Below are 25,016 nucleotides of genomic sequence, written 5' to 3' on the forward strand. Positions count from 1 at the left end.
GACGCCGTTCTCCGGTCTGGGGGTCGGGCAGAAACGCGGATCACGGCGCGAGGTTCCATGTTGCCGGGATTTGTTTTTCGCCGGCTCTGGGGGTTGTCGCCGGGAGAGCAGCGCCAGCGGCGAGGGCGCGTGCCTATTTCCACATGCCGCGCATGCGGGCGCCGAGGTCGACACGCACCTGCGGCTGGCGGCACGGATCGTCCCTGGCCTGGACGCTGGCCCACGCCACCTGCTCGAAGGCACCAAGGATCGGGCGCGGGATGAAGCGCGTGCGCGAGGCATAGACATGGCGGTCGCCGCGCGCCGCCTGGCCGTGGACGAAAAAACGCTGCGGCATCACCAAATGCAGGCTATCCTTGGCCCGCGTCATGGCCACGTAGAGCAGCCGCCGCTCCTCGTCGACGTCGTCCTTGCTGCCGACGCCGAGGTCGATCGGGATGCAGCCGTCGACGGTGTTGAGCACGAAGACGTTCTTCCACTCCTGGCCCTTGGCCGAATGGATGGTCGACAGGATCAGATAATCCTCGTCGCGGTGCGGCGGGCCGGCTTCGTCGCTGGTCGCGTCCGGCGGATCGAGCGTCAGCTCGGTGAGGAAGCGCTCGCGCGATCCATAGCCGGAAGCGATCTGCTCGAGCTGCAGCAGATCGGCCCGGCGCGTCGTCGCATCCTCATGGATACGTTCCAGATGCGGTTCGTACCAGAGCCTGACCTGCTCGATGTCGGCCGGCCATTTCTTTGCGCCGGCGCGCAGGCCGCAATAGAGCGCGACAAAGCCCGGCCAGTCGTCGGCGGCGCGCTGCGGCGGCCGGTAGCGGGCAAGCCCCATCGTCTCGTCGAGCGACGTCGCCATGGTCTCGACAATCGCATTGGCGGCCGAAGGGCCGATGCCGGGCAGAAGTTGCAGCACGCGAAAGCCGGCGACGCGGTCGCGCGGGTTTTCGGCAAAGCGCAGCACGGCCAGCACGTCCTTGACGTGGGCGGCATCGAGGAATTTCAGCCCGCCGAATTTGACGAAGGGGATGTTGCGGCGCGTCAGTTCGATCTCCAGCGGGCCGCTATGGTGCGAGGCGCGAAACAGCACGGCCTGCGCTTTGAGAACGGTACCGGCCTCGCGCTCGGTGAGTATCGCCTGGCAGACATAGCTCGCCTGCTCGATCTCGTCGCGCACGCTCACCAGCTTCGGCTTTTCCGCCGATTTGCGCTCCGACCAGAGATTTTTGGTGAAACGTTCCGACGCTTCGCCGATCACCGCATTGGCCGCCGCCAGGATCGTCTCGGTCGAGCGGTAGTTGCGCTCCAGCATGACGACCTCGGCCGGCTGCGCGAACTGCTTGGGAAAATCCAGGATATTGCGCACTTCCGCGGCGCGGAACGAATAGATCGACTGCGCGTCGTCGCCGACCACCGTCAGCCCCGATCCGTCGGGCTTGAGGGCCGTCAGGATCGAGGCCTGCAGCCGGTTGGTGTCCTGGTATTCATCGACCAGCACATGGTCGAAACGTGCACCCAGATGCGCGGCGATTTCCGGCTCGCCGGCCATCTGCGCCCAGTAGAGCAGCAGATCGTCGTAATCGAGCACGTTCTGCGCCTGCTTGGCCTCGACATATCTGGCGAATAATTGTTTCAGCTGTTCGGCCCAGCCGGCGCACCACGGGAACACCGAACCCAGCACCTCGCCGAGCGGCGCCTGTGCATTGACGGCACGCGAATAGATCGCAAGGCAGGTGCCCTTGGTCGGGAAGCGGGCTTCGGTCTTCGAAAACCCAAGCTCGTGGCGGGCGAGGTTCATCAGGTCGGCGGAATCCTCGCGGTCGTGGATGGTGAAGGCGGGATCGAGACCGATCTCCAGCGCATAATCACGCAGCAGCCTGGCGCCAATGCCGTGGAACGTGCCGGCCCAGCTCAGCGCATCGGTGATGACAGAAGCATCGCGGCCCAGCACCTCGCCGGCGATGCGCTCGACCCGCTTGGCCATTTCCGCCGCGGCACGGCGGGAAAATGTCATCAAGAGGATGCGGCGCGGATCGGCACCCCTAACGATCAGATGCGCGACCCGGTGCGCCAGCGTGTTGGTCTTGCCGGAGCCGGCGCCGGCAATCACCAGCAATGGCCCCGCGATCTTGCCGTCGCCGTGTTCGACGGCAAGCCGCTGCTCGGCGTTGAGCTTTGCCAGATAGGCCGGCTGGAAGGACGAATCACGGGCGGCGAGGTTCATCGCCCATCAAGCATCGTTTCCGCTTTGTTCGCAACGGTTTGCGGAGCCGGAATGGGGCTCGTGAACGAAGAAGCCTTGCGGGCAGGCCCGTTGACTAACGCCCGGGCTCGACGCCCATCCTTGCCGATTGCCGCCGCAGCGCCTCGCGATCGTCTTCTGGTGGCGGCAGCAGCAGCGGATCGAAATCGTCGGGCACCTCGTCGATCACTTTCTTGGCGACGCGATAGGCAACATAGACGATTGCCCCGGCGATAAGCAGACGGATCATGGCTTCCTCCATTGATTCTGGAGCAACCGGAGACGCGGCATTTTGTTCCCCGACTGCTCGGCGAATGCGGGAACGACACCGATCGCGCAACCAAATCGCCGACGCCTCGTTGTCGGCGAGAGGAGACTGCGATGAAAAAGCGCTCAATCCTGCTGCTTGTGGCAGCGCTGACCGTTGCGGGTTGCGACAACAACATCCAGCCGACCAAGGCCCCTGGCGATACGGTCGAGCAGAATCCGCAGGTCGACAAGAATCCGGTGCCGAAGTCGACGACCGGCGGCGATCAGCCCGGCACGCCGCCGAAACAATGACCGCTTCAAATGGCGTCGGCGCCGGTCAAAAAAGGGTGGCCGGCGCCGCTTGGGAGGAAGCTGATGACGCCGGCCAGGCGGAGATCAGGCCCGCCGCACATCCAAGAATAGCCGAGTCTTTCCGCAGCGTCATGGTCCGATAGCGTACAAACGGCACGCCCTGTGGACAAACCTGCCGCCACGCCGGCGTTTGTTCATCACATGGTTTGTCTATCCCATGGAACAAACCCGGCTGCTGCGTGTTTGGGTGTCGATCGGACGCTCCCAAGGCCGCCGTTCACGAAAGAACCCGCTTTCCTTGTCCCCCCTCAGGATAGCGGGTTCTTTTTGCGTTTTGCGGGAAGTCGCGGTGCGCGGGGGTCGACGTCACCTGCTTGCCGGTTTTCGCGCCTTATGCGGCGAACCGGGGCTCAAGCCCTTGCGAAGCATGGTTGTCCCGTGCAAAAGCGCGGCCATGCTGATCATCAACGACCTTTCGCTCCGCATGGCCGGACGCCTGCTTCTCGACCATGCCTCGCTGACCTTGCCGGCCGGCAGCAAGGCTGGCCTTGTCGGCCGCAACGGCACCGGCAAGACGACCTTGTTCAAGGCGATCACCGGCGACCTCGCCTCCGAGACCGGCTCGATCAGTCTGCCCAAGAACACACGCATCGGCCAGGTCGCTCAGGAAGCGCCGGGCACCGAGGAGCCGCTGATCGAGATCGTGCTCAAGGCCGACCTTGAACGGAGTGCGCTGCTCGAAGAGGAAAAGACGGCGACCGATCCGCACCGCATCGCCGATATCCATATGCGGCTGGCCGATATCGATGCGCACTCGGCCGAGTCACGCGCCGCCACCATTCTCGCCGGCCTCGGCTTCGACGACGCCGCACAACGGCGCCCGGCCTCGTCCTTCTCCGGCGGCTGGCGCATGCGCGTCGCGCTGGCCGCGGTGCTGTTTGCCGAGCCCGATCTGCTGCTGCTCGACGAGCCGACCAATTATCTTGATCTCGAAGGCACGCTGTGGCTGGAAAACTACGTGTCGAAATACCCGCACACTGTGCTGCTGATTTCGCACGACCGCGACCTGCTCAACCGAGCCGTCAATTCGATCGTCCATCTCGACCAGAAGAAGCTGACGTTCTGGCGCGGCGGCTACGATCAGTTCGAGCGCCAATATACCGAGCAGCGCGAATTGCAGGAGAAGGGCCGCGTGAAGCAGGAAGCCGCGCGCAAGCACATGGAATCCTTCGTCGAGCGCTTCCGCGCCAAGGCGTCGAAGGCGAGGCAGGCGCAGTCGCGCATCAAGGCGCTGGAGAAGATGAAGCCGATCGCCGCGATTGTGAACGACACGGTTCGGCCGTTCTCCTTTCCGGAGCCGGTGAAGACGGTGGCCTCGCCGATCATCGCGCTGAACAACGTCCATGTCGGCTATACCGAGGGTGCGCCGATCCTGAAGAAGATGACGCTGCGCGTCGATGCCGACGACCGCATCGCGCTGCTCGGCGCCAACGGCAACGGCAAGTCGACCTTCGCCAAGCTGTTGGCCGGCCGGCTGAAGCCGGAGACCGGCGGCATGACCGTGGCGCCCGGGCTGAAGGTGGCAATCTTCGCCCAGCACCAGCTCGACGACCTCAGGCCCGACGAAAACGCCTATGAGCATGTCCGCCGGCTGATGCCGGACGCGCCGGAATCCAAGGTGCGCGGCCGCGTCGCGCAGTTCGGCCTGACCACCGAAAAGATGAACACCGCCGCCAAAGACCTGTCCGGCGGCGAAAAGGCGCGGCTCCTGATGGGCCTGTCGGCCTTCGAGGGGCCGAACCTGTTCATCCTCGACGAGCCGACCAACCATCTCGACATCGACAGCCGTGAATCGCTGATCCATGCGCTGAACGATTTTCCCGGCGCCGTCATCCTGATCTCGCACGACCGCCATCTGCTCGAGGCGACCGCCGACCGGCTGTGGCTGGTCAAGGAGGGCGCGGTTAACCCGTATGACGGCGACCTCGAGGACTACAAGACGCTGGTCACCGGCGTCTCCGGCGACCGCCGCGGCAAGCGCGAGGCGGACAAAGCCTCGAAGGCCGACCGCCGCCGCGATGCAGCCGCGCGCCGCGCCGCTTTCGAGCCGCTGGCCAAGGAAATCCGCGCCACCGAAGCGCTGATGGACCGCCTCCGCAAGCGCATCGACCTGATCGAGGACGAACTCGCCAATCCGGCCGTCTACGAAAAGGACCCCTCGACCGCGACAAGGCTGGCCAAGGAACGCTCACAACTCGCGCAACAGCTGGCCGGCCACGAGGAGAAATGGCTGTCGATGTCGGCGGAGTACGAGGAAGGCACGGCGGAGTAGGACGATGTCGGCAAAACTGTGGATCGAAGCTGCCAAGGTTTTGGCCGTCAATTCCGGAGCTGTCGTAAAATGTCCTGAGTGTGGAGACGGCAATCTGCTGGTCATCGACGCCGGAGCCGGATCATCGCATGTCGAGCGCCACATACATTGCCCGAAATGCGGTGCCTACAACGCCTTGTTCAAGCGCATTGATGGCGTGTAACTGGCCCTACACGCCGCTATCACAACCGGCTAGTTTGCTCCCATGAATCAGCACGCCAAGCTCAAAATCGGCCATTCGGCCTGTCCGCATGATTGTCCCTCAACCTGCGCGCTCGAGGTCGAGTTGCTTGACGCCAGGCGTATCGGCCGCGTCCATGGCGCCAAGGCCAACAGCTACACGGCCGGCGTCATCTGCGCCAAGGTCGCCCGCTACGCCGACCGCGTCCATCATCCCGACCGCCTGCTGAAACCGCTGGTCCGGGCGGGCGCCAAGGGCGAGGGCGCCTGGAAGGAAGCGAGCTGGGAGGCCGCACTCGACCTTGTCGCCGAAAAGTTCATCGCGGCGGAGGCAAAATTCGGCTCGGAGACGGTCTGGCCCTATTACTATGCCGGCACGATGGGTCTGGTGCAGCGCGACGGCATCGAGCGGCTCAGGCATGCCAAGAAATACTCCGGCTTCTTCAGTTCGATCTGCACCAATCTGGCCTGGACCGGCTGGATGATGGGGGCAGGCGCACTGCGCGGCCCCGATCCGCGCGAGATGGCGAAGTCCGATTGCGTGGTGATCTGGGGCACCAACGCCGTGGTCACGCAGGTCAACGTCATGACCCACGCCATCAAGGCGCGCAAGGAACGCGGCGCCAAGATCGTCGTCATCGATGTTTACGAGAACGCGACGATGAAGCAGGCCGATCTCGGCCTGGTGCTGAAGCCCGGCACCGACGGCGCGCTGGCCTGCGCGGTGATGCACGTGCTGTTCCGTGACGGCATGGCCGACCGCGCTTATTTGGAAAAATACACCGACGACCCGCATGGTCTGGAAGCGCATCTTCAAACGAGGACGCCGCAATGGGCCGCTGATATCACCGGGCTTTCTGTCGACGAAATCGAGACCTTCGCCCGTCTCGTCGGCACGACGAACAAGACCTACTTCCGCCTCGGCTACGGGTTTTCGCGCCAGCGCAACGGTTCGGTCAACATGCACGCCGCAGCCTCGATCGCCGCGGTCACCGGCTGCTGGCAATATGAAGGCGGCGGCGCCTTCCATACCAATTCGGGCATCTTCAAGCTCAATCAGGAACTGCTCGAAGGCACGCGGATGCGCGACCCCGCGATCCGTCATCTCGACCATTCGCGCATCGGCCCGGTGCTGACCGGGGCTGAGGATGCGCTCTATGGGGGCCCGCCGGTGACGGCGCTGCTGATCCAGAACACCAATCCGGTCAATGTCGCGCCGGAGCAGCGGCTGGTGAAGCAGGGTTTTTTGCGCGACGATCTGTTCTCCTGCGTGCACGAGCAGTTCATGACCGACACCGCCAAGCTCGCCGATGTGGTGCTGCCGGCGACGATGTTTCTTGAGCATGACGACGTCTACAAGGGCGGCGGCAACCAGCACATCACGCTCGGGCCGAAGCTGATCGACCCGCCGGAAGGTCCGCGCACCAACCATTTCGTCATCGAGGAACTCGGCAAAAGACTCGGTGTCGCCGATCGCCCGGGCTTCGGCATGACCGAGCAGCAGCATATCGACGTCATTCTGGGCAAGCGCGGGCTGGGCAGCTTTTCGAGCCTGAAAGAGCAGAAATGGGTCGATTTGCAGCCGGATTTCGATGCCGCGCATTACCTCGACGGCTTCGGCCATGCCGACAAGAAGTTTCATTTTCGCGCCGACTGGACGGGCCAGGCGTCGCCCAATCGGCCACCGAAAAGCATGGGCCTGTTCGGGCCGGTGGCGAGCCTGCCGGAATTCCCCGACCATGTCGATCTGATCGAGGTGGCGGACGAGGCGCACCCGTTCCGGCTGACCACCTCGCCGGCGCGCAATTTCCTCAATTCGACCTTCACCGAAACGCCGGTGTCGCAGGCAAAAGAGCGCCGGCCGGAGCTGCTCTTGCATCCCGATGATGCGGCGGCACTCGGCGTCGCCGACGGCGGCCGCATCGAAGTCGGCAACCAGCGTGGCGAAGTGGTGCTGCACGCAAAACTGTTCGACGGCATCAAGCGCGGCGTGGTCATCGCCGAAGGCATCTGGCCGAACAGCGCCCATGAGCGCGGCGAGGGCATCAACGTGCTGACTGGCGCCGATGCGCCGGCGCCCTATGGCGGCGCCGCCTTCCACGACAACAAGGTCTGGCTGCGCCCGGCAACTTGAAGCGTTCGGAACGATATGTTCCTCCGGCCGTTTCGCATGGCGGGTGGAGGCATGGTCATGGCAGAAGCGTTGGCGGCGCCGGACCCCATCGGGCGAACGCTTTCGTCCGGCGAACTCGTAACCACGATGTCCCACTTCCATCGCGCCGAGATTGCGCGCATGGCTGGGTGGCGCGACCGCCTGGACCGGACGAGCAATTGGGCGATAACGGTTGTCGCGGCGATGCTGTCCGTCTCGCTTTCGACAGCCAGCGCTCACCATGGCGTGCTGCTGTTTGCCATGCTGCTTGTTCTGCTGCTGCTGTGGATCGAGGCGCGGCGATACCGCTTCTTCGACTTCTATCGGGCTCGCGTGCGCCAGTTCGAACGGCACTATTTCGCACAGGTATTCTCGCCGCAGCCGGATTTCGCGTCCGATTGGCTGTTGATCGTCGGCGAGAGCCTGCGCGCACCAAAATTCCTGATTTCGCAACGCGTGGCTTTGGCGCGCCGTCTGCGTCGGAATTACATCTACATGCTGCTGATCCTGCTGCTGGCCTGGATCCTCAAACTGTCGACCCCCAGCCTCTTAAACGAAGGCGTCCGCATCGGCTTCGTCGGGTCGATGCGTGAGGCCGTCGCCAGTGCTGCGCTGGGTCCAGTTCCTGGTGGCGCCATCGTCGTGCTGGTCGCCGTCCTCTATGCCGGCCTGCTGATGGCAGCCTACCTGACGGAGAGCGACGACGGCGAACTCTCCTTCGGTGACGTCCACGTCTAGCAATGCCCTGTCTAGCAACGCAACGGCCTGTCGCGCGTTGTGGGGCAGGTGTATTGGGCGATGGGGGTTTCATGGCTTGGCAGGCTCCGACACGTTCCAGCCTGGCGCTGTTGGTTTGTGCATTCGTCCCCGCAGGAGCGGCCCGGGCGGCGGAGACGCTTGTTGCCGGAACCAAGGCTTCGGGAATGGGCGGTTCGGGCGAAGGCGCTTTCGTTGCCGAGATCGTCCTGCTGCTGCTTGTCGGGCGCGGCCTGGGCGAAGTGCTGCAGCGCTATGGCCAGCCGGCAATCATGGGCCAACTGATCGGCGGCATCCTGCTCGGTCCTTCGCTGTTCGGCTGGCTATGGCCATCGGCTCAGCACCTGATCTTTCCCAGCGATCCTGCGCAAAAGGGCATGATCGACGCCGTCTCACAGCTCGGCATCCTGATGCTGCTTTTGCTGACCGGCATGGAGACGGACCTGCGGCTGGTGCGCCGGGTTGGCGCGGCCTGTTTTTCCATTTCGGCGACCGGCGTCGTGGTGCCCTTCATCTGCGGTTTCGCGCTGGCGCAGTTCCTGCCGGACGCATTGCTGTCTGACGCCACGCAACGCACCGTCGCCGGGCTGTTCCTGGGCACCGCGCTGTCGATCTCGTCGGTCAAGATCGTCGCCATGGTGGTGCGCGAGATGAACTTCATGCGCCGCAACCTCGGACAGGTGATTATTTCCTCGGCGATCATCGAGGACACGATCGGCTGGCTTATCATCGCCGTAACCTTCGGCATCGCCACCAATGGCAGGCTGCAGTTCGCGCCGCTGGTGACCACCATCGCCGCGGTGGCACTGTTCATGGTGTTCTCCTTCACCATTGGCCGCCGTCTTGTCTTCACCTTGATCCGCTGGACCAACGATCAATTCCACAGCGAGTTCGCTGTGATCACCATGATCCTCATCATCATGGGCGTGATGGCGCTGATCACCAATATGATAGGCGTGCATACGGTGCTGGGTGCGTTCGTCGCCGGTATCCTTGTCGGGGAATCGCCCATCCTCTCCAGCCATATCGAAGGCCAGCTGCGCGGCGTCATCACCGCGCTGTTCATGCCGATCTTCTTCGGCATGGCGGGGCTTTCCGCCGATCTCACAGTGCTTGCCGATCCGACGCTTGCCATGCTGACGGGCGCTCTGGTGGTTATCGCCAGCATCGGCAAGTTTGGCGGCGCGTTCATCGGCGCTAGGCTCGCCGCCATGTCGTTCAAGGGAGCAATCGCCGTGGGCAGCGCCATGAACGCGCGCGGCTCGACCGAGGTGATCGTCGCCAGCATCGGCCTGTCGATGAACATCCTGTCGCACAATCTCTTCACCATGATCGTCACCATGGCCGTGATCACCACGCTGGCCATGCCGCCGATGCTGCGCTGGGCGCTCGGCCGGCTGCCGGTTGGGCACGACGAGCAGCAGCGTGTCGAGCGCGAGGCGTTGGACGAATACGGCTTCATTTCCAGGCTGGAGCGGCTGCTGGTGCTGGTCGACGACAGCAGGATTGGCAAGTTCACTGCCCATCTCGCCGGACTGGTCGGCGGAGGCAGCGGCATGCCCACTACCTTGCTTCGCCTGCCCACCACCTTGCTTCAGCCGAAAGACGGCCGAATTGACAGGCCGAGCGACAGCAAGGGACAGGAGCGCGCCCTGCAGGAAATCAAGAAGGGTGCAAAGAAAAGCGCCCAGGCGGTAAAACGGATCGAAGATACGCTTGTCGGCAAAGTCCACCTGACGGCCCGCACCGAGTTGGAAGCCACCGGTGAGACGATCGCCGAAGAGGCCCGCAAGGGATACGGCCTGTTGCTGGTCGGCCTTGACAATGTGCTGACCGCCGATGGCGCCTTCGCGCCGGCCCTCAACGACATTGCCGCAGGATTTGACGGCCCGCTTTGCCTGGTCCTGAACGGCGGCAATGCTGCCGAAAAGATGCCAACGCTGAAGGCCGGCACCAGCATTCTCGTCCCCGTCAACGGTACCCAGGTGGCGCGCCGCGCCGCCGACTTGGCGCTGGCGCTGGCCCGTCCAAACCGGGCGCGGATCAAGGTTCTCTACGTCTCGCAAAAAGCAGCCAAGGGGCGCAGGTCGACATCCGTGTCGCATAGCCGCGAAGAGGCCGTGCTGAAAGACATCGCCGACTTGGCGGGCCGCTACGGCCTGCATATCGACACCGCGTTCCATACCCGCGTCACACCCGACAAGGCGATCACTAGGGAGGCGGCCAAAGGCGCGGCGATCGTCGTGATGGGTGTCACCCAACGTCCGGGTGAGGACCTGTTCTTCGGCGAAACCGCCAGCGCTGTTTTAGCCGCCTGCAACTGCCCCGTCGTGCTTCTGGCCAGCGCGCGGCCCAAGCATGACACCGCTGGCGCTGAGCTGGCAGCGTGATTTTTACTGGGCATTGATCGGTCGGCAGGCATGTCGATCGAGGCTCTGAAGCGCTGATCCAGCTAAACGTAAAATAGTTTGAACCGAACGGTTCGGTTCTGTTGACAGAGGGTACAGGAATGGGTGAACGCCGGCTCACAGAATGTTCGCGCTGAAAATCACCAATAACCGCATAACCAATTGAAAAGAAATAAGAACATTGTGGCGAAAGGAGCCCCATGTCGAATTTCAAGCGGCCAATTTGGCGCACCCGTACAAAATTTTTGTGATTGGAAACGACAAGCTTGCGGACCCATCTCGGGGCGGTCCGAGCGACGCGAATTCTTCCCAAGGCACGCCACTTGACGGACAGACCAAAGAACTACCGGAGTACCTGAAATGACCAAGATCGCTCTTACCGCCGGCGCCATCCTCGTTGCCACCGGCACTGCTTTTGCCGGCAGCGACCATTATGGCTCAGACAACGTCAACCAGCCGGCCGCTCCTGCTGCCAACGTTGACAACACGTTCACCGGCTCGATCCGCAAGCCGGTTACTTCCGAGCATACCGGTGCCAAGACGACTTCCGAGTCGGTGGCGCCTGAATCCGGCCAAGGCATCTGGGGCCGCTGATTATCACAGCCCCGGAACACAAAGAGCGGCGGGCTCGGCCCGCTACTCTTGCTTTCGCGTATCAGCCGGGACGAGCGCTGGATCGAATCCTGCGCCAATCGAATACTTTGAATTGCAGGTTTCATCTGTAGCCACAATCTCGGTTGCTGAAATCGTCCAGCAACGTGCACGTCGGAAAAAGCCGATGCGTATTCGTCGGCGCGGGCAGCGCTCTCATCTCGAATGCGTCGAAAGCAACGACAACTCACGAATGACCAGCACACTGGAGTACCCGAAATGACCAAGATTGCTCTTACCATCGCCGCTATCGTCCTCACCGCCACGGGCAGCGCCTTTGCCGGCAGCGACCACTATGGTTCGGACGGTGCCAACCAGCCGGCCGCGCCTGTTGGCAATGCGCCTGTCGGCGCTATCGACAGCGGGTTTACCGGTTCCATCCGCAAGCCGCTGGCGGCTGAGCACAACGCCGTCGACACCGGGGCGACGACCCGATTCGGCACGGATCAGCCCGTAGTGCCCCAATCTGGCCGGGGCAACTGGGGCCGCTAGTTCCTCAAACCCCGGGAGCACAAAGAACGGCGGGCTTGGCCCGCCGCTCTTGTTTGTGCGAAGCTCGGTCGGTCGAGGGATCGGCGGTTTTTCCCCCGGCCTGTTGGTAAATCCCTAACGCAGATCCTTCGGCCAAATGCAGTGCGTCAGTCGGGCGCTGCCGAAGGTGAGACCGGCCCAATCGCCATCGACGTCGAACCGAGCCAGGGCCGCGGTCGGGAATTTTTCCGCCAGCTTTTTCAGCGCCGCTTCATCCGATCCAGCCCCGGCAAGCCCGCGCGCGAACTCCTCCAACCCGGGATTGTGGCCAAGCACCAGCAGCGTTCCGGTCTCCGCCTTTACTTGCCGCACCTTGGCGAGGATGTCCGCCGCCGCTGCCTCGTAGAGCGCCTGGGCAAATTTGGCCTGCACCTTCGCCGGCAATTCCGCCGAAACCAGCCGCCATGTGTCGCGGGTGCGCAGCGCCGGCGACACCAGCGCCAGCTCCGGCAGCCAGCCGCGCCGGGTCAGTTCGCGCCCGACCAGCGGCGCTGCTTTCCGCCCGCGCCCGGACAGCGGCCGGTCGAAATCGATGAGGCCAGGATCGTCCCAGCTCGATTTAGCGTGACGCAGGAGCAGCAATTGCATCATGGTTTCAAAATAAGGCCGAAACATCGCGTGCGCCATGCACGACGCGGACAATCTCGACGCATTGTTCGGCCAGTCAATAAAGCACGAGATAATTTGCCGTCAACGATCCGGATGTCAGCCATTCCGCTGGTTTTTGATGGCGTTGCCGAACCTGCTGCGGGCTTTTTGTTTTATATCCTCGATGTCGAACGGGGCGGACGGACCACTCTCCAGCCCCTCCGCCCAGGCTTTCCGTAATCGCTCCGCTTCGGCTATGCGCAAGGGCTGGCCAAGCCCGCATTCGGGTAGCACCTCGCTGACTTTTTCGACGGTCGCCATCAAGCTGTCTCCTATGACTTACCTGTGCTGTCGGCGACGTCGCATCGTCTATGAGCTGCCCTTCCGGGCGCGCACGAAAATGAACGCCGGGAGGCGGCAAAGTCGATCATATCCCTTTGGGTCCTTCAGTCTCAGTTCCTCACTTGGCGTCGGCTCGCACATCCGCTCAATGACAAATCCAGCATCCGCAAGAGGGTCAGTCAGATCGCGTAGCGGCCTTCGATAGTAGCGCATTTTCTGCCCGAGCCATCCCCATTCCTCCTCGATCAGTTCGGCATTCAAATATCCAGGATCGAGAATGCTGACTTGATCGTGAACTGGGTGATGCGTCGAAAATACCAGCGTGCCAGTTGGTCGAAGCAGCCGCGCATATTCAGAAAAAACGGCTGGTAGGTCCGCTAGGTAATGGAGGACGAGCGAAGATAGCACGAGGTCAAAAGTCTCGTCGCCGAGGATACCTTGCAGATTGCTCACGTCGCCCTGGATCACGCGGGCGCGACCTGCGACGCGCTTTTGCGCGAGAGCAACCATTGCGGCGCTACGGTCGACAGCAACCACGCGAGCACCGTGGCACATCAGCCAATCGGCGTACCAGCCGTGACCGCAACCGGCATCAAGAACATCGATATTGTCGACCGGTGGCAGGAGATGCAAGGTCGTCGGGCGCTCGTAGAGAGCATTCCAGGGCCGCTCATCGATCATCGCCGAGTAACGCCCGGCGATGGTGTCATAGTCTGTCGTTTCGGGCACGGACGTCATACCTCGTTATACCCGAAATCAATATCACTGGCGTCTGCCTTTGGCACATCGCGTCCTTGCGCTGTGCTGCCGAAAATCTGGCCGCTATCGAGACACAGCAGGCTTTCGCAGCCCACCGCACGGCTAATTTGTGGGGTTCACGACCCAGCCGATTGAAAAGCAATCACGGCGTTATCCGCGCCAGGTGCTCAAGATCGGTCTCTTCACGCAGCGGGTCGGGCGCGATCACCACCGACGTGGCGTTGTCGGCATCGTCGGCGAAGCGCGAAAACACCGTGCGGCCGCCTTCCATCCGCGCCTTGCCTTCGGCGACCAGGCCCAGCGCCAGCGGATAGAGCTGGTGCTCGGCCTTGAGCACGCGCGCGGCCAGCGTGTCCTCATTGTCGCCGACCATCACCGGCACTGCGGCCTGGGCGATGATCGGCCCGTCATCCATGTCGAGCGTGACGAAATGCACTGTGCAGCCATGGATGCGCATGCCTGCGCGGATGGCTCGCGCGTGCGTATCCAGCCCCTTGAAGGCAGGCAGCAGGGCAGGGTGGATATTGACCATCCGGCCCTGCCACTTCTCGACGAAACGCGCGCCGAGGATGCGCATATAGCCGGCCAGCGCGACGATTTCGGCGCCGAACGACAAGAGGGCCGCATCGATCGCCCCGTCATGCGCTTCCTTGCTGGCATAATCGGAGCGCGAAATCACCTTGGTGGCGATGCCGCGAGCCGCGGCGATGCCGAGGCCGGCGGCATTGGCGCGATCGGAGATGACGCCGACGATCTCGGCCGGATAGGCCGGGCTGCCGGCGGCCGCGATCAGCGCCGTCATGTTGGAGCCGCGCCCCGAAATAAGCACTACGGTGCGTTTTCTGGTCATAGGCCGATCGAGCCCCGATAGATGACGCCGGCATCGCGGCGCGGCACGATCTGGCCGATCGGCGTCACCGTCTCGCCGGCCTCCTGCAGAACGGCGGCGACCTGCGCCGCCTGACCGGAGGCGACGACCAGGATCATGCCGATGCCGCAATTGAAGGTGCGCATCATCTCTTCCGGCGCGACGCCGCCGGTCTTGGCCAGCCACGAAAACACCGGTGGCACCTCGATGGCGCCGAGATCGAGCTCGGCCGAAAAATCCTTGGGCAGAACGCGCGGGATGTTTTCGGGAAAGCCGCCGCCGGTGATATGGGCCAGCGCCTTGATGCCATGCGTGTTGCGGATCGCCTTGAGGATCGACTTGACGTAGATGCGCGTCGGCTCGAGCAGCGCCTCGGCCAGTGTCGCCTCGTCATTGAACGGCGCCGGATCGCCCCAGCCAAGGCCGCTTATCGCGACGATGCGGCGGACCAGCGAAAAGCCGTTCGAATGCAGGCCCGACGAGGCAAGGCCGAGCAGCACGTCGCCCTCGACGATGTCGTCGGTCGGCAACAGCTGGCCGCGTTCGGCGGCACCAACTGCAAAGCCGGCAAGGTCGTAGTCCTTGTCGTGATACATGCCCGGCATTTCCGCCGTCTCGCCACCGATCAGCGCGCAGCCGGCCTGCCGGCAGCCGGCGGCGATACCACCGACGATCGAAGCACCCTGGTCGGGATCGAGCTTGCCGGTGGCGAAATAGTCGAGGAAGAACAGCGGCTCGGCGCCTTGCACGACGATGTCGTTGACGCACATGGCGACGAGGTCGATGCCGATCGTATCGTGCTTGCCGGCGTCGATGGCGATCTTCAGCTTGGTGCCGACGCCGTCATTGGCGGCGACCAGCACCGGATCGGTGAAGCCGGCGGCCTTTAGGTCGAACAGGCCGCCGAAGCCGCCGATCTCGCCATCGGCGCCCGGCCGGCGGGTCGCACGCACCAGCGGCTTGATCTTCTCGACCATGAGATTGCCGGCATCGATGTCGACGCCCGCTTCGGCATAGGTGAGCCCGTTCTTGCGCTTGCTCATTTCCGGCGCCTGCTCATCTGTTGCGCTTGCCTGTCGCTGGTTTCATTCGCTTGCGGGCTCTTCGCATGAACGGTTTTGCCCCGCAAGGCAAGCGCGCGATGATGGTGTTTTCAGTTGGATACCGGCGGAACCGGGCGCGATATACTCCAACAGTAAAAAGAAATCCCCGCCAGAATTGCGGCGAGGCCACCGACGGTGGCAAGAGACCTGATTTCACCGTCGAAGGGCAGGATTCCATACGAGAAGCCGGCGGCGACCAAAGCCGCCGCGGCAGCCCACAGACCTGGATTTGCAACGACCGACCTCGCGAACAGAAACGCCACGACCGCAGCCGTCAGCCAGAGGGGCCAAGAGACGACCACGCCCACGGCCAGCTCAAGAGCGAAGGCCCACAGAAGATCTTGCGTCGCTATGTTGCGGTGCGGGGCTCCGAAAGATGCGAAAGCCAGCAGACTTTCTGTCAGTCCGGCCAGATAGCAAAGCGTTACTCGCCAAGCGATTGTGATTCTCTGCGCCATCGTCATTCAGCAGTAGGGAAAATAAGCTATTGCTTTCCCGGGCTCTTCGCATGAACGGCCGCACCTCGCAAGGATGACGGCGGGATCAGACTGTCTTGGCTCGACAAAAGAGTGGACAGTCGCCCAAGCTGCCGCCCTTATGGACGTCCCTCTCGTTCCGCCAGAACCATGTCGACGCGGTCGAGTTGTGCCTTGGCGTAGCCGCTCAGCGCTATTCCGCTATTGTTCGTTCGAATCCAGTGCACAGCCTGCCTCACCCGCTCGTAGTGCCAAGTTCGATTTCGCAGGCAATCAGCGCGAGGATCCGAACGGCGAAGGGCTGTGTGAATTCGTAAGGTTTGTCGAGCAGCTCGCTATGTCCGGCGACGTAACTGGCGAGGTCCGGATTCTGAGCCCTGATCCGTCGCGCCAGCTCGACATATTTCCCCAGCAACCTATCTATGCTCGTCTGGTCAAGGTTCTCGAAGTAACGACCATAAGCTTTCAGCTCATTGTTAAATATCGTTTCGGGATGAAACTGCGACAGTCCGGGCCAGATCCATTTTTTGCCGTACAGCCTTTCAAGCAACGGCCTGACGGTAAGAAAGTCCAGGTAAACGAGCATGTTCACATGAACATCGCCAGAGCTTGCAGTAAAGGCTTCTTCGAGAATCAGGCAATATCGTCGCTCCGGTCGACTTCGAAGACGCCTTTCCGGATGCGGCGAAAGCCATGTCCCATCATGAACGTATCGAGATACTTACGCGCTTCGCCAACGGCCAAAGACAAGGTTCCACTCCCTCTTTGTTGCGCCATGGTGCCTTGATGGTTGCCGAAGAGTCCAGCCACTGCGCCGCTTGTTCCAAAATAGCTTCGCGGCCAGTGCGCTCTCGACAAACCCGTGCACGGCCCAACTTTTGTCGCTTCTCACTTGCCGTGACCCTCCATCTCCATCATGTATCGACAAACAAGAGCGACGGGATAATGCGTTTGACCATCCCCAACATGATCACGATCATGCGCTTCGTGCTGGTGCCGGCCGTGGTGCTGGCCATGCTGCAGGAACGCTGGGACTGGGCCTTTGCCGGCTTCCTCATTGCCGGCATTTCCGACGGCGTCGACGGCTTCATCGCCCGCCATTTCAATCAGTTTTCCAGGCTCGGCGCCTATCTCGACCCGATGGCCGACAAGCTGCTGCTGGTCTCCGTCTTCGTGGTCATGGGCATCAGCGGCGAGTTGCCGCTATGGCTGGTCATCACCATGGTGTCGCGCGACGCGCTGATCGTCTGCGCCGTGCTTTTGTCCACCGTCATGGCGCATCCGGTTGAGATGAAGCCGCTCCTGGTGTCGAAGGCCAACACCGCGATCCAGATCGTGCTGGCGGCAGTGGTGTTGGGCGAACTCGCCTTTGACATCCGTCTCGATCCGCTGAGGCCGGCCCTCATATTGCTGTCCGGGGTCTTGACCGTGGCTTCGGCCGCGGCCTATCTCGTGGCTTGGCTGAGGCATATGAGCGGCTATGGCGAAGGCTCCACACCCGGCACCTGAACGCGGGGCACCTGAACACCAGGGACCCGACGAACGGTCGATCGACGCCGAGGCCGAAGCCGCGGCAGCGGAGGCTGCGGCATCGGCGTCGTTTCGCCGCCAGATCCGCTTCTGGCTGGTCAGCGCCATCATCCTCGCCGTCTTCCTCTATGTCTTCAGCGGCATCCTTCTGCCCTTCGTCGCCGGCATGGTGCTCGCCTATTTCCTCGACCCTGTCGCCGACCGGCTGGAGCGTCTCGGCCTGTCCAGGCTGATGGCGACGGTGGTCATCCTCATCGCCTTTATCGTCGTCCTGGTGCTGGCCGTCGTCATCCTGGTTCCGGTGCTCGCCTCGCAGATGGCTGATTTCGCCAGCAAGCTGCCGGACTATCTGACCCGGCTGCAGAGCCTGATCACCAGTTTCGACCCGAAATGGCTGGAAGAGAAATTCGGCGTCGACGCCAATGGCCTGCGCGAAGGGCTGAACTCGCTGCTGACCTCCGGCTTCGGTCTCCTGACTACGGTCTTCACCTCGATCTGGAGCTCCGGCGTGGCGCTGGTCTCGGTTGTCAGCCTGTTCGTGGTGACGCCGGTCGTCGCCTTCTACATGCTGCTCGACTGGGACCGCATGGTGGCAATCGTCGACGGCTGGGTGCCGCGCGACTATGTCAAGACGGTCCGGGCGATCGCCAGGGACATCAACACCGCGACCGCCGGCTTCGTGCGCGGCCAGGGTACGCTCTGCCTGGTGCTCGGCGCCATGTATGCCACCGGCCTGACGCTGACGGGCCTGAATTTCGGCATCCTCATCGGCCTGTTCGCCGGGCTGATCTCGTTCATCCCCTATGTCGGCTCGCTGACCGGGCTGGTGCTGGCTGTCGGCGTTGCCTTCGTCCAGTTCTGGCCGGACTGGACCATGATCGCGGCAGTGGCAGGCGTGTTCTTCGTCGGCCAGTTCATCGAGGGCAACATCCTGCAGCCGCGGTTAGTCGGCAAAAGCGTCGGCCTGCATCCGGTATGGCTGATGTTTGCGCTGTTTGCCTTCGGCGCGCTGTTCGGCTTCGTCGGCCTGCTGATCGCCGTTCCGGCTTCCGCCGCCGTTGCCGTTCTGGTGCGTTTCGCCATCGCGCGCTATCTCGAATCGCCGCTCTACAAGGGCCATGCCGACGAGCCGGTGCCGCCGCTGCCGGTTCGGCGCCGCGGGGGCGCGCGCGGTTGAGCCAGATGCCGGACAACAAGATCGATCCGCCGCGCCAATTGCCGCTCGATCTAGGCCACGGCACCGGCTATTCGCGTGACGAGCTCGTCGTCTCCGCCACCAACAGCCAGGCCGCGGCGCTTGTCGACCGCTGGCCGGACTGGCCGTCGCCGGTTGTCGTGCTGGCTGGGCCGGCCGGCTCGGGAAAAACCCATCTGGCCTCGATCTGGCGGACCCGCGCCGACGCGGTGAAAGTGGAGGCCGCCCGCATCGGCGACTGTATCGAAAATCTCGGCGCGCATCCGGCCCTGATCGACGATGTCGACGCCGGCCCGGTCGACGAGCACGGCCTGTTCCACCTGATCAATGCGGTGCGCGGCGCCGGCTCGACCTTACTGTTGACGGCGCGCCGCTTTCCCTCCGCCTGGGGCGTCAGGCTGCCCGACCTGGCGTCGCGGCTCAAGGCGGCGGCTACCGTCGAGATCCACGAGCCCGACGATCTCTTGCTGGCCGGCGTCATCACAAAACTGTTCGCCGACCGCCAGGTCGAGGTCGAGCCGCATGTCGTGCAATACCTGGTGCGCCGCATCGAACGCTCGCTGGCCACCGCCATGCGGGTGGTCGAACGGCTCGACCGCACCGCGCTCGAGCGCAAGACGCCGATAACGCGAGCGCTCGCAGCCGAGACGGTCAGCGCCATGGATGAAGGGCAGGGCGAGTTCGAGATATAGCGGGATGATCTCGTTTGGCGGGTGTGCTAATCAAGTCGATCTTTTTGACAGTAGGTATTGGAATGAGCCCGATCGTCAGACGAATCGCACTGATATGGCTTGTCTCATCGCTGTTCTGGTCGGCGATCGTGGTCCAAGAGATCTTCGATTACGCGGACTTGATGCTCAGGACCTACGGCGAGGAGCCTGCTCATAGCACCTGGCTCAGGCAAGCCTTTTCGGAGTTTTGGCCAGCTATTCCCTGGGGCTCGGCCGTGATCCTGGTCGTGGAAGTCGGAGGCGCATTGCTGCTAATTTCAGGAATTCGACTGATCCGGCACATCAGGCAAAAAGCCTCGGCGTGAACATCAGGGAGCTCATTCCCGTCTGTGTCCCATTTCGAGAAGAAAGACTGGCATCTGTCTTGCAACAAAGAGCTTGCCGGCTGATCCCGGTCCTGATTGCGTATCAATCAGGTAAGTAGGCTCGCCGGGAGATGGGGTGGTTGGGGTTCTCTTCCCGGCGAGCTTGCCTTTGGCAGCATCGAATCGATAGCGCCATTGCGCGGCGGCCGGGCCTCAGCTCTCTCCACCCGCAATCACAGCTCATTCCACGCCAAAGCGCCGGCGATAATCGCCGGGCACCAGGCCGGTTATCCTGGCGAATACCTTGCGGAAGGAGCCGGGATCGTCATAGCCGACCTCCCAGGCGATCTGGTCGATCGATCGTATCGTGGTTTCCAGCATCTCGCGCGCCTTGCCGACCCGCAGGTGCTGACAATATTCGGTCGGCCTGAGGCCAGTGGCGTTTCGGAAGCGTCGCAGAAAGGTCCGCTCCTCCAGCCCCGCATGCTCGGCCATGGCGCCGAGCGTCACGTCGCGCGCGCCGTTCGCCTGCAGCCAATGCTGCACCTTGAGGATCGCTTCGTCGTCATGGGTCAATCGCGGCGCAAACGGGCTGTAAAAACGTTGCTCGCGGCCCGGCGGATCGACCAGCATGAAACGCGCCGTGTCCATCATGACGGTTGACCCGAGCACCCTGTCCACGAGCTTGAGGCCGAGGTCGGTCCAGGCCATGTAGCCGCCCGCGGTGATGATGTCGCCATCGTCGATGACCAGCCTGTCGGCGTCGAGCAAGATGTCTGGAAAGCGTAGCGCCAGCGCGTCGCGATAGGCCCAGTGCGTTGTCGCGGCGCGACCGGACAACAGGCCGGTCTCGGCAAGCACGAAGGCGCCGGCACAGACCGAACCGAGCGTCGCGCCTGCCGCATGACGGTCCCTGAGCCAGCCGGCATAGGGCGCGGCCGCCTCGCGAGGGATCGGCTGCAGCAGGGTCGGCGGCAGGATGACCATGGCCGGTTCATTGTCGGCGCCGGGGTCGCTGTCGAAGGTGCGGATTACGGTATTGCCCGCGTCCAATTGCCAATGGCTGACGCGAAGCCTCGCCGCCTCCGGCGACCGCTCGACAGCCAGCCGGTTTGCCAGCATGAAAAGATCGGTCAGGCCGAGCACGGCTGCTTCCTGCACGCCGGGATACAAGACAAGGCCGATTTCGATCAGATCACGCGCAGCCGTCATTTGTCAGTTTTGCCACGTTGAATGTCCGTTTTGCCAATGCTCACCCTGACCGCACTGTTATAATTTGTCCAGCTGAAGGGGCTAAAAGCTTCCCTGTTACCTCCCAGCTTTCCATCAAGGAGTAGGACGATGAGCACATTCACCACCCATGACGGCACCGAGATTTTCTATAAGGATTGGGGCAAGGGCCAGCCGATCGTGTTCCATCACGGCTGGCCGCTGAGCTCAGACGACTGGGACAACCAGATGCTGTTCTTCGTCGAAAAGGGCTACCGCGTCATCGCCCATGACCGCCGCGGCCACGGCCGCTCGTCGCAGACCGCGACCGGCAATGAGATGGACACCTACGCCGCCGATGTTGCGGCGCTCGCGGCGCATCTCGATCTCAGGGATGCGATCCACATCGGCCACTCGACCGGTGGCGGCGAGGTGGCGCGTTACGTCGCGCTTTATGGCGGCGGAGGCCGTGTTGCCAAGGCGGTGCTGATCGGCGCCGTGCCGCCGATTATGGTCAAGACCGACAGCAACCCCGGCGGCTTGCCGATCGAAGTCTTCGACGGCTTTCGCGCGGCTCTGGCCGCTAATCGCGCCCAGTTCTACAGGGATGTGCCGGCCGGCCCGTTCTATGGCTTCAACCGCGACGGCGCCAAGATCTCGCAAGGCGCCGTCGACAATTGGTGGCGCCAGGGCATGATGGGCGGAGCCAAGGCCCATTACGACTGCATCAAGGCATTCTCGGAGACCGATTTCACCGACGATCTCAAAAAGATCGAGGTTCCCGTCCTGATCATGCATGGCGACGACGACCAGATCGTGCCGATCGCCGATTCCGCGCTGCTTGCGGCCAAGCTGGTGAAGCACGGCACGCTCAAGATCTACAAGGGCCTGCCGCACGGCATGTGCACCACCCATCCGGAGATCATCAATCCGGATCTGCTGGCCTTCATCCAGGGCTGACATCTTCCATATCGGACGGGCAGCGCAGGCTCGTGCTGTCCGTCCGTTGCCTGAGCATGATACGGCGACGGATCACGCTCGAGCGTGATCAGCTTGCGCTGCCGACGAGATTTGCTTGATGAATGGTCGGAGTGGAGAGATTCGAACTCCCGACCCTCTGGTCCCAAACCAGATGCGCTACCAGGCTGCGCTACACTCCGAACGGTCTGTTGCCTATTGATTTCGGCCCGCCAAAGCAAGCGTAAAAAGCCATCGGCCTTGCTGCCGGCGCCATTGCGCAGTAATGACGGGCTAGTGCATGGCCAGAGAATAGTAATCTGGTTTCGAGGTCGTGTGCTTGCAACCAGCAATGAGGTGGTCATGTCAGCCCGCATTTTCAGCCCAGCCAAAACCGCGATGCAGTCCGGCAAGGCCAAGACCGGCTATTGGGTGCTGGAATTCGATCCGGAGCAGCGCAAGAAGATCGATCCGCTGATGGGCTACACCACGTCCGGCGACATGCGAAGCCAGATCAGGCTGACCTTTGACACCAGGGAAGAGGCGGTCGCCTATGCCGAGAAGGAAGGGCTGTCTTTCCGCGTCGAGGAGCCGAAGGAAATCAAACGCCGCCAGATTTCCTATGCGGAGAATTTCCGCTATGACCGCAGGACGCCCTGGACGCATTGATCTCATACCGGCCCTGCCGGCGCCAACAATCAGCCGGTCATGCGGCCGGCCAGCGGTCCCGTAGCTCAGCTGGATAGAGCACCGGCCTTCTAAGCCGATGGTCACAGGTTCGAATCCTGTCGGGATCGCCAATATTTCAGCGTCCATTCCGGACAGGTTCACTCGCCAGTCGCGAACAGGATTTCCAACACATGACAGCGATGGGCGCGGCGGCATTGCTGATCCTGGTCCTGACCTATGCCGGCGTCGCCATCGGCACGATACCAGGGCTACGCCTCGACCGGGCAGGCATCGCGCTGCTCGGCGGTGCGGCGATGATCGCCATCGGCGCGCTCAGCATGGAGGACGCCTACCGCGCCATCAGCTTCGACACCATCACGCTTTTGCTCGGCATGATGATCGTCGTGGCGCATCTGAAAGTGTCCGGCGCTTTTCGCGCGCTCGGCGGGTTCGCCATTGAGCATGCGCATGCGCCATTCATGCTGCTGGTGATGGTGACGCTGTTGACCGGCGTCCTGTCGGCATTCCTGGTCAACGACGCCATCTGCCTGGTCATGGCGCCGATCGTCGTCCATGTCACCCGCGTCATCAACCGCAACCCGGTTCCCTATCTGATCGCCACCGCCACGGCCTCGAATTGCGGCAGTGTCGCCACCATCACCGGCAATCCGCAGAACATGGTCATCGGCGCCCTGTCGGGGATTTCCTATCCGGCCTTCTCGGCGGCACTTGCACCGGTCGCGGCGTTCGGCCTCTTCGCCGTCATCGTCATCATCCGCATCGTCTACCGCGCCGAATTTTCGCGCAAGGCCGAGCTCAGCCCCGAAGTCTATCGCGGCCGCATGCTGCCGGGGCAGGTGCTCAAGGCGGTGGTCGTCTGTATCGGTTTGGCGGTCGCTTTCTTTGCCGGCGTTCCCGTAGCCAAGGCGGCGCTGATTGGCGGTGCGATTCTGTTGCTGACCCGCGCCATCAAGCCTGAGCGCATCTATCGCGAGATCGACGGGCCGCTGCTGTTCATGTTCGCCGGGCTGTTCATCGTCGTCGCCGGTGCCGAAAAGACATTGCTGACGCCCGACATCGTCGCTTCGGCAAAGGACCTTGGGCTGAATGATGTCTGGCGGCTGTCCGGCTTCACCGCAGTGCTGTCCAACATCATGAGCAACGTTCCGGCCGTGCTGGCGCTGCGGCCGTTCATACCCGGCCTGGAGAATCCAGAGCGTGCCTGGCTGGTCGTCGCCATGAGCTCGACCCTGGCCGGCAATTTCACGCTGCTCGGCTCGGTCGCCAATCTGATCGTTGCCGAGCACGCGCGGGTCTCCGGCAAGCCGCTGGGCTTCATCGCCTTCTTCAAGGTTGGCCTGCCATTGACGCTGGTCACGCTTCTTGTCGGGACGGCATGGCTGGCGGCCTAAAAGCACGTCGCGTTCGACCGGCCTCATGCGACGCGCTTTAGGCTCTTGTTTTATGCATGTCGTTATCGCAAAACCGCTGCACACTTTTGCGCGACAGGCATTAGCCAGTCAGGGCGATGTCACCGTCACATGGCCCTTCATATTGGGATGGAAGCGGCAGAAATAATCGACCGATTCGGCCTTCTTCACCATCAGGCTTGCTGCCTGCTTCGGCGGGATCATCACTTCCCAGCCGCCGTTGACGGTTGCCGTGTGGGCGAACACGTCCTTGTTCACCCACTTGATCGTGTCGCCGACCTTCGCCTCGATGTTTCCGGGCGAAAACACAACCTTGTCGATCGTCACCTCAATGGTTTCGGCCTTGGCAGGTGCGGCGCCGATGGTCAGCGCCAGCGCAACCCACAGATGCCGCCTCGACACCATTGGCCGATCCTCACTTCAGCATACCGGCGACGTGTTCGGCGTGCTGTTCGTGGCCCTGGAATATTTTCAGGCCGGTTTCCAGCAGGCTCTTCAGCTCGGCATTGCCGGCCGACGGGATCAGCAGAGTTTCGAGCGCGCCATTGACCTGCTTGTGGTAGGCCACCTCGCTGGCGACATAGGCCTTGTCGAACGCCGCGCCCTTGAGCTTGGCAAGCTTGGCACGTTCCTCGGCCGCCGCCTTGGTCAGCGCTTTGCTGGTCGGATTGTCCTCAGGCGTGACCTTGAGCTTCTTGACCAGGTCGAGAGCCTGTTTGTTGACGGCCTCGTGATCCCGCACCATGTCCTTGGCGAAATCTACGACCTCTTTGTTTTTCGATTTCTGCAGCGCCTGCTTGGCCGCCTCGACGTCAAGCACGCCCGCTGTGTAGGCGATATGTGCGATCTGCGGATCGGTCGGCTTGTCGGCAGCTTGCGACAAGGGCGCTGCGCTAAGCAGGAAAAATGCGGCCAGTGCCGTGGTCGATCGAATAAACATGATGCTCTCCTTCGCCCCGACGCCGAGCTGCATCGGGCTTCGTTTTCAGTGATGCTCATTGGATGCAGGTC

General features: G+C 62.8%; 27 protein-coding genes and 2 tRNA genes. 17 read left to right on the plus strand and 12 right to left on the minus strand.

The features are described from left to right. Nucleotides 1–133 precede the first annotated feature (133 nt). Nucleotides 134–2,215, minus strand: coding sequence for an ATP-dependent helicase (locus NKH89_RS18225; protein WP_352909471.1), 2,082 nt, complete (start codon nucleotides 2,213–2,215; stop codon nucleotides 134–136). A gap of 94 nt (nucleotides 2,216–2,309) precedes the next feature. Beyond that, a complete protein-coding gene (locus NKH89_RS18230) occupies nucleotides 2,310–2,483 on the minus strand; it encodes a hypothetical protein (protein ID WP_023719776.1) in 174 nt (57 codons plus the stop codon). A 131-nt stretch (nucleotides 2,484–2,614) separates the two neighbouring features. Here NKH89_RS18230 and NKH89_RS18235 point away from each other — a divergent pair, with 131 nt between their 5' ends. From NKH89_RS18235 to NKH89_RS18270, 8 genes are all read left to right on the plus strand, one after another. Beyond that, nucleotides 2,615–2,794: a membrane lipoprotein lipid attachment site-containing protein gene (locus NKH89_RS18235; RefSeq protein WP_023719775.1), complete on the plus strand. Its 180-nt coding sequence runs from the start codon at nucleotides 2,615–2,617 to the stop codon at nucleotides 2,792–2,794. A 454-nt stretch (nucleotides 2,795–3,248) separates the two neighbouring features. After that, nucleotides 3,249–5,126 (plus strand): ABC-F family ATP-binding cassette domain-containing protein, encoded by a 1,878-nt coding sequence (locus tag NKH89_RS18240; protein ID WP_352909473.1) that lies wholly within the window; start codon nucleotides 3,249–3,251, stop codon nucleotides 5,124–5,126. A gap of 4 nt (nucleotides 5,127–5,130) precedes the next feature. Continuing rightward, nucleotides 5,131–5,328, plus strand: a complete 198-nt coding sequence (locus NKH89_RS18245) for a hypothetical protein (RefSeq protein ID WP_023719772.1) — start codon at nucleotides 5,131–5,133, stop codon at nucleotides 5,326–5,328. 42 nt (nucleotides 5,329–5,370) lie between these two features. Beyond that, nucleotides 5,371–7,479: a molybdopterin-containing oxidoreductase family protein gene (locus NKH89_RS18250; protein ID WP_023719771.1), complete on the plus strand. Its 2,109-nt coding sequence runs from the start codon at nucleotides 5,371–5,373 to the stop codon at nucleotides 7,477–7,479. 57 nt (nucleotides 7,480–7,536) lie between these two features. Beyond that, complete coding sequence (locus NKH89_RS18255; RefSeq protein ID WP_023719770.1) at nucleotides 7,537–8,235, plus strand: DUF2270 domain-containing protein; 699 nt, start codon at nucleotides 7,537–7,539, stop codon at nucleotides 8,233–8,235. A gap of 185 nt (nucleotides 8,236–8,420) precedes the next feature. After that, the gene (locus tag NKH89_RS18260) at nucleotides 8,421–10,643 is read left to right on the plus strand and encodes a cation:proton antiporter domain-containing protein (protein WP_502896909.1); all 2,223 of its coding nucleotides are present in this window, start codon (nucleotides 8,421–8,423) and stop codon (nucleotides 10,641–10,643) included. Nucleotides 10,644–11,021: 378 nt separating this feature from the next. Next, nucleotides 11,022–11,255 carry a DUF680 domain-containing protein gene (locus NKH89_RS18265; RefSeq protein WP_352588599.1) on the plus strand — a complete coding sequence of 78 codons (234 nt, stop codon included), beginning with the start codon at nucleotides 11,022–11,024 and terminating at the stop codon, nucleotides 11,253–11,255. Between the two features lie 276 nt (nucleotides 11,256–11,531). After that, a complete protein-coding gene (locus NKH89_RS18270) occupies nucleotides 11,532–11,804 on the plus strand; it encodes a DUF680 domain-containing protein (protein WP_023719767.1) in 273 nt (90 codons plus the stop codon). Between the two features lie 114 nt (nucleotides 11,805–11,918). On the opposite strand, the gene NKH89_RS18275 is transcribed toward NKH89_RS18270, so the two are convergent. From NKH89_RS18275 to purM, 5 genes are all read right to left on the minus strand, one after another. Continuing rightward, the gene (locus NKH89_RS18275) at nucleotides 11,919–12,434 is read right to left on the minus strand and encodes a SixA phosphatase family protein (protein ID WP_023719766.1); all 516 of its coding nucleotides are present in this window, start codon (nucleotides 12,432–12,434) and stop codon (nucleotides 11,919–11,921) included. Between the two features lie 114 nt (nucleotides 12,435–12,548). Next, nucleotides 12,549–12,752 (minus strand): hypothetical protein, encoded by a 204-nt coding sequence (locus NKH89_RS18280; RefSeq protein WP_352495577.1) that lies wholly within the window; start codon nucleotides 12,750–12,752, stop codon nucleotides 12,549–12,551. 48 nt (nucleotides 12,753–12,800) lie between these two features. Then, a complete protein-coding gene (locus tag NKH89_RS18285) occupies nucleotides 12,801–13,502 on the minus strand; it encodes a class I SAM-dependent methyltransferase (RefSeq protein WP_198030504.1) in 702 nt (233 codons plus the stop codon). 172 nt (nucleotides 13,503–13,674) lie between these two features. After that, nucleotides 13,675–14,382 (minus strand): phosphoribosylglycinamide formyltransferase, encoded by a 708-nt coding sequence (gene purN, locus NKH89_RS18290; RefSeq protein ID WP_023719764.1) that lies wholly within the window; start codon nucleotides 14,380–14,382, stop codon nucleotides 13,675–13,677. Then, nucleotides 14,379–15,443, minus strand: coding sequence for a phosphoribosylformylglycinamidine cyclo-ligase (gene purM / locus NKH89_RS18295; RefSeq protein WP_023719763.1), 1,065 nt, complete (start codon nucleotides 15,441–15,443; stop codon nucleotides 14,379–14,381). The genes purN and purM overlap by 4 nt, the downstream gene beginning before the upstream one ends. 65 nt (nucleotides 15,444–15,508) lie before the next feature. Here purM and NKH89_RS18300 point away from each other — a divergent pair, with 65 nt between their 5' ends. After that, nucleotides 15,509–16,015 (plus strand): hypothetical protein, encoded by a 507-nt coding sequence (locus NKH89_RS18300; RefSeq protein WP_156948088.1) that lies wholly within the window; start codon nucleotides 15,509–15,511, stop codon nucleotides 16,013–16,015. 199 nt (nucleotides 16,016–16,214) lie between these two features. On the opposite strand, the gene NKH89_RS18305 is transcribed toward NKH89_RS18300, so the two are convergent. After that, nucleotides 16,215–16,571 carry a hypothetical protein gene (locus NKH89_RS18305; RefSeq protein ID WP_352588597.1) on the minus strand — a complete coding sequence of 119 codons (357 nt, stop codon included), beginning with the start codon at nucleotides 16,569–16,571 and terminating at the stop codon, nucleotides 16,215–16,217. 359 nt (nucleotides 16,572–16,930) lie between these two features. Here NKH89_RS18305 and NKH89_RS18310 point away from each other — a divergent pair, with 359 nt between their 5' ends. The 4 genes from NKH89_RS18310 (at nucleotide 16,931) to NKH89_RS18325 (ending at nucleotide 19,740) form a co-directional block, all read left to right on the plus strand. Further along, a complete protein-coding gene (locus NKH89_RS18310; protein WP_023719760.1) occupies nucleotides 16,931–17,488 on the plus strand; it encodes a CDP-alcohol phosphatidyltransferase family protein in 558 nt (185 codons plus the stop codon). Continuing rightward, nucleotides 17,460–18,686, plus strand: a complete 1,227-nt coding sequence (locus tag NKH89_RS18315; RefSeq protein WP_023719759.1) for an AI-2E family transporter — start codon at nucleotides 17,460–17,462, stop codon at nucleotides 18,684–18,686. Before NKH89_RS18310 ends, NKH89_RS18315 begins: the two co-directional genes overlap by 29 nt. 5 nt (nucleotides 18,687–18,691) lie before the next feature. Further along, a complete protein-coding gene (hdaA, locus tag NKH89_RS18320) occupies nucleotides 18,692–19,396 on the plus strand; it encodes a DnaA regulatory inactivator HdaA (protein ID WP_023719758.1) in 705 nt (234 codons plus the stop codon). Between the two features lie 62 nt (nucleotides 19,397–19,458). Then, the gene (locus NKH89_RS18325; protein WP_352495574.1) at nucleotides 19,459–19,740 is read left to right on the plus strand and encodes a hypothetical protein; all 282 of its coding nucleotides are present in this window, start codon (nucleotides 19,459–19,461) and stop codon (nucleotides 19,738–19,740) included. A 240-nt stretch (nucleotides 19,741–19,980) separates the two neighbouring features. Here NKH89_RS18325 and NKH89_RS18330 read toward each other — a convergent pair whose 3' ends face one another. Further along, nucleotides 19,981–20,952: a GlxA family transcriptional regulator gene (locus NKH89_RS18330; RefSeq protein ID WP_352495573.1), complete on the minus strand. Its 972-nt coding sequence runs from the start codon at nucleotides 20,950–20,952 to the stop codon at nucleotides 19,981–19,983. 129 nt (nucleotides 20,953–21,081) lie between these two features. On the opposite strand from NKH89_RS18330, the gene NKH89_RS18335 reads away from it, so the two are divergent. Further along, nucleotides 21,082–21,909, plus strand: a complete 828-nt coding sequence (locus NKH89_RS18335; RefSeq protein ID WP_352495572.1) for an alpha/beta fold hydrolase — start codon at nucleotides 21,082–21,084, stop codon at nucleotides 21,907–21,909. Between the two features lie 123 nt (nucleotides 21,910–22,032). On the opposite strand, the gene NKH89_RS18340 is transcribed toward NKH89_RS18335, so the two are convergent. Beyond that, nucleotides 22,033–22,109, minus strand: a tRNA-Pro gene (locus NKH89_RS18340). Nucleotides 22,110–22,269: 160 nt separating this feature from the next. Here NKH89_RS18340 and NKH89_RS18345 point away from each other — a divergent pair. The 3 genes from NKH89_RS18345 (at nucleotide 22,270) to NKH89_RS18355 (ending at nucleotide 23,987) form a co-directional block, all read left to right on the plus strand. Continuing rightward, on the plus strand, nucleotides 22,270–22,575 hold the full coding sequence (locus NKH89_RS18345; RefSeq protein ID WP_352515784.1) for an ETC complex I subunit: 306 nt from the start codon (nucleotides 22,270–22,272) through the stop codon (nucleotides 22,573–22,575). A gap of 54 nt (nucleotides 22,576–22,629) precedes the next feature. Then, nucleotides 22,630–22,706: transfer RNA gene (locus tag NKH89_RS18350), tRNA-Arg, on the plus strand. Nucleotides 22,707–22,766: 60 nt separating this feature from the next. Next, nucleotides 22,767–23,987: an anion transporter gene (locus NKH89_RS18355; RefSeq protein ID WP_352495570.1), complete on the plus strand. Its 1,221-nt coding sequence runs from the start codon at nucleotides 22,767–22,769 to the stop codon at nucleotides 23,985–23,987. Between the two features lie 108 nt (nucleotides 23,988–24,095). Here the strand turns inward: NKH89_RS18355 and NKH89_RS18360 are convergent, their stop codons facing one another. Then, the gene (locus tag NKH89_RS18360; RefSeq protein ID WP_352481771.1) at nucleotides 24,096–24,410 is read right to left on the minus strand and encodes a cupredoxin domain-containing protein; all 315 of its coding nucleotides are present in this window, start codon (nucleotides 24,408–24,410) and stop codon (nucleotides 24,096–24,098) included. Between the two features lie 10 nt (nucleotides 24,411–24,420). Further along, complete coding sequence (locus NKH89_RS18365; RefSeq protein WP_023719753.1) at nucleotides 24,421–24,945, minus strand: DUF4142 domain-containing protein; 525 nt, start codon at nucleotides 24,943–24,945, stop codon at nucleotides 24,421–24,423. Nucleotides 24,946–25,016 lie beyond the last annotated feature (71 nt).

It is taken from the genome of Mesorhizobium sp. M0923 (assembly GCF_040319365.1).
Lineage (GTDB): Bacteria > Pseudomonadota > Alphaproteobacteria > Rhizobiales > Rhizobiaceae > Mesorhizobium.

Coding starts and splice junctions, on each gene's coding strand:
- NKH89_RS18225 (WP_352909471.1), bottom strand. CDS start 2,215: ATGAACCTCGCCGCCCGTGATTCGTCCTTCCAGCCGGCCTATCTGGCA.
- NKH89_RS18230 (WP_023719776.1), bottom strand. CDS start 2,483: ATGATCCGTCTGCTTATCGCCGGGGCAATCGTCTATGTTGCCTATCGC.
- NKH89_RS18235 (WP_023719775.1), top strand. CDS start 2,615: ATGAAAAAGCGCTCAATCCTGCTGCTTGTGGCAGCGCTGACCGTTGCG.
- NKH89_RS18240 (WP_352909473.1), top strand. CDS start 3,249: ATGCTGATCATCAACGACCTTTCGCTCCGCATGGCCGGACGCCTGCTT.
- NKH89_RS18245 (WP_023719772.1), top strand. CDS start 5,131: ATGTCGGCAAAACTGTGGATCGAAGCTGCCAAGGTTTTGGCCGTCAAT.
- NKH89_RS18250 (WP_023719771.1), top strand. CDS start 5,371: ATGAATCAGCACGCCAAGCTCAAAATCGGCCATTCGGCCTGTCCGCAT.
- NKH89_RS18255 (WP_023719770.1), top strand. CDS start 7,537: ATGGCAGAAGCGTTGGCGGCGCCGGACCCCATCGGGCGAACGCTTTCG.
- NKH89_RS18260 (WP_502896909.1), top strand. CDS start 8,421: ATGGGCGGTTCGGGCGAAGGCGCTTTCGTTGCCGAGATCGTCCTGCTG.
- NKH89_RS18265 (WP_352588599.1), top strand. CDS start 11,022: ATGACCAAGATCGCTCTTACCGCCGGCGCCATCCTCGTTGCCACCGGC.
- NKH89_RS18270 (WP_023719767.1), top strand. CDS start 11,532: ATGACCAAGATTGCTCTTACCATCGCCGCTATCGTCCTCACCGCCACG.
- NKH89_RS18275 (WP_023719766.1), bottom strand. CDS start 12,434: ATGATGCAATTGCTGCTCCTGCGTCACGCTAAATCGAGCTGGGACGAT.
- NKH89_RS18280 (WP_352495577.1), bottom strand. CDS start 12,752: ATGGCGACCGTCGAAAAAGTCAGCGAGGTGCTACCCGAATGCGGGCTT.
- purN (WP_023719764.1), bottom strand. CDS start 14,382: ATGACCAGAAAACGCACCGTAGTGCTTATTTCGGGGCGCGGCTCCAAC.
- purM (WP_023719763.1), bottom strand. CDS start 15,443: ATGAGCAAGCGCAAGAACGGGCTCACCTATGCCGAAGCGGGCGTCGAC.
- NKH89_RS18300 (WP_156948088.1), top strand. CDS start 15,509: ATGAACGGTTTTGCCCCGCAAGGCAAGCGCGCGATGATGGTGTTTTCA.
- NKH89_RS18315 (WP_023719759.1), top strand. CDS start 17,460: ATGGCGAAGGCTCCACACCCGGCACCTGAACGCGGGGCACCTGAACAC.
- hdaA (WP_023719758.1), top strand. CDS start 18,692: ATGCCGGACAACAAGATCGATCCGCCGCGCCAATTGCCGCTCGATCTA.
- NKH89_RS18325 (WP_352495574.1), top strand. CDS start 19,459: ATGAGCCCGATCGTCAGACGAATCGCACTGATATGGCTTGTCTCATCG.
- NKH89_RS18330 (WP_352495573.1), bottom strand. CDS start 20,952: ATGACGGCTGCGCGTGATCTGATCGAAATCGGCCTTGTCTTGTATCCC.
- NKH89_RS18335 (WP_352495572.1), top strand. CDS start 21,082: ATGAGCACATTCACCACCCATGACGGCACCGAGATTTTCTATAAGGAT.
- NKH89_RS18345 (WP_352515784.1), top strand. CDS start 22,270: ATGTCAGCCCGCATTTTCAGCCCAGCCAAAACCGCGATGCAGTCCGGC.
- NKH89_RS18355 (WP_352495570.1), top strand. CDS start 22,767: ATGACAGCGATGGGCGCGGCGGCATTGCTGATCCTGGTCCTGACCTAT.
- NKH89_RS18360 (WP_352481771.1), bottom strand. CDS start 24,410: ATGGTGTCGAGGCGGCATCTGTGGGTTGCGCTGGCGCTGACCATCGGC.
- NKH89_RS18365 (WP_023719753.1), bottom strand. CDS start 24,945: ATGTTTATTCGATCGACCACGGCACTGGCCGCATTTTTCCTGCTTAGC.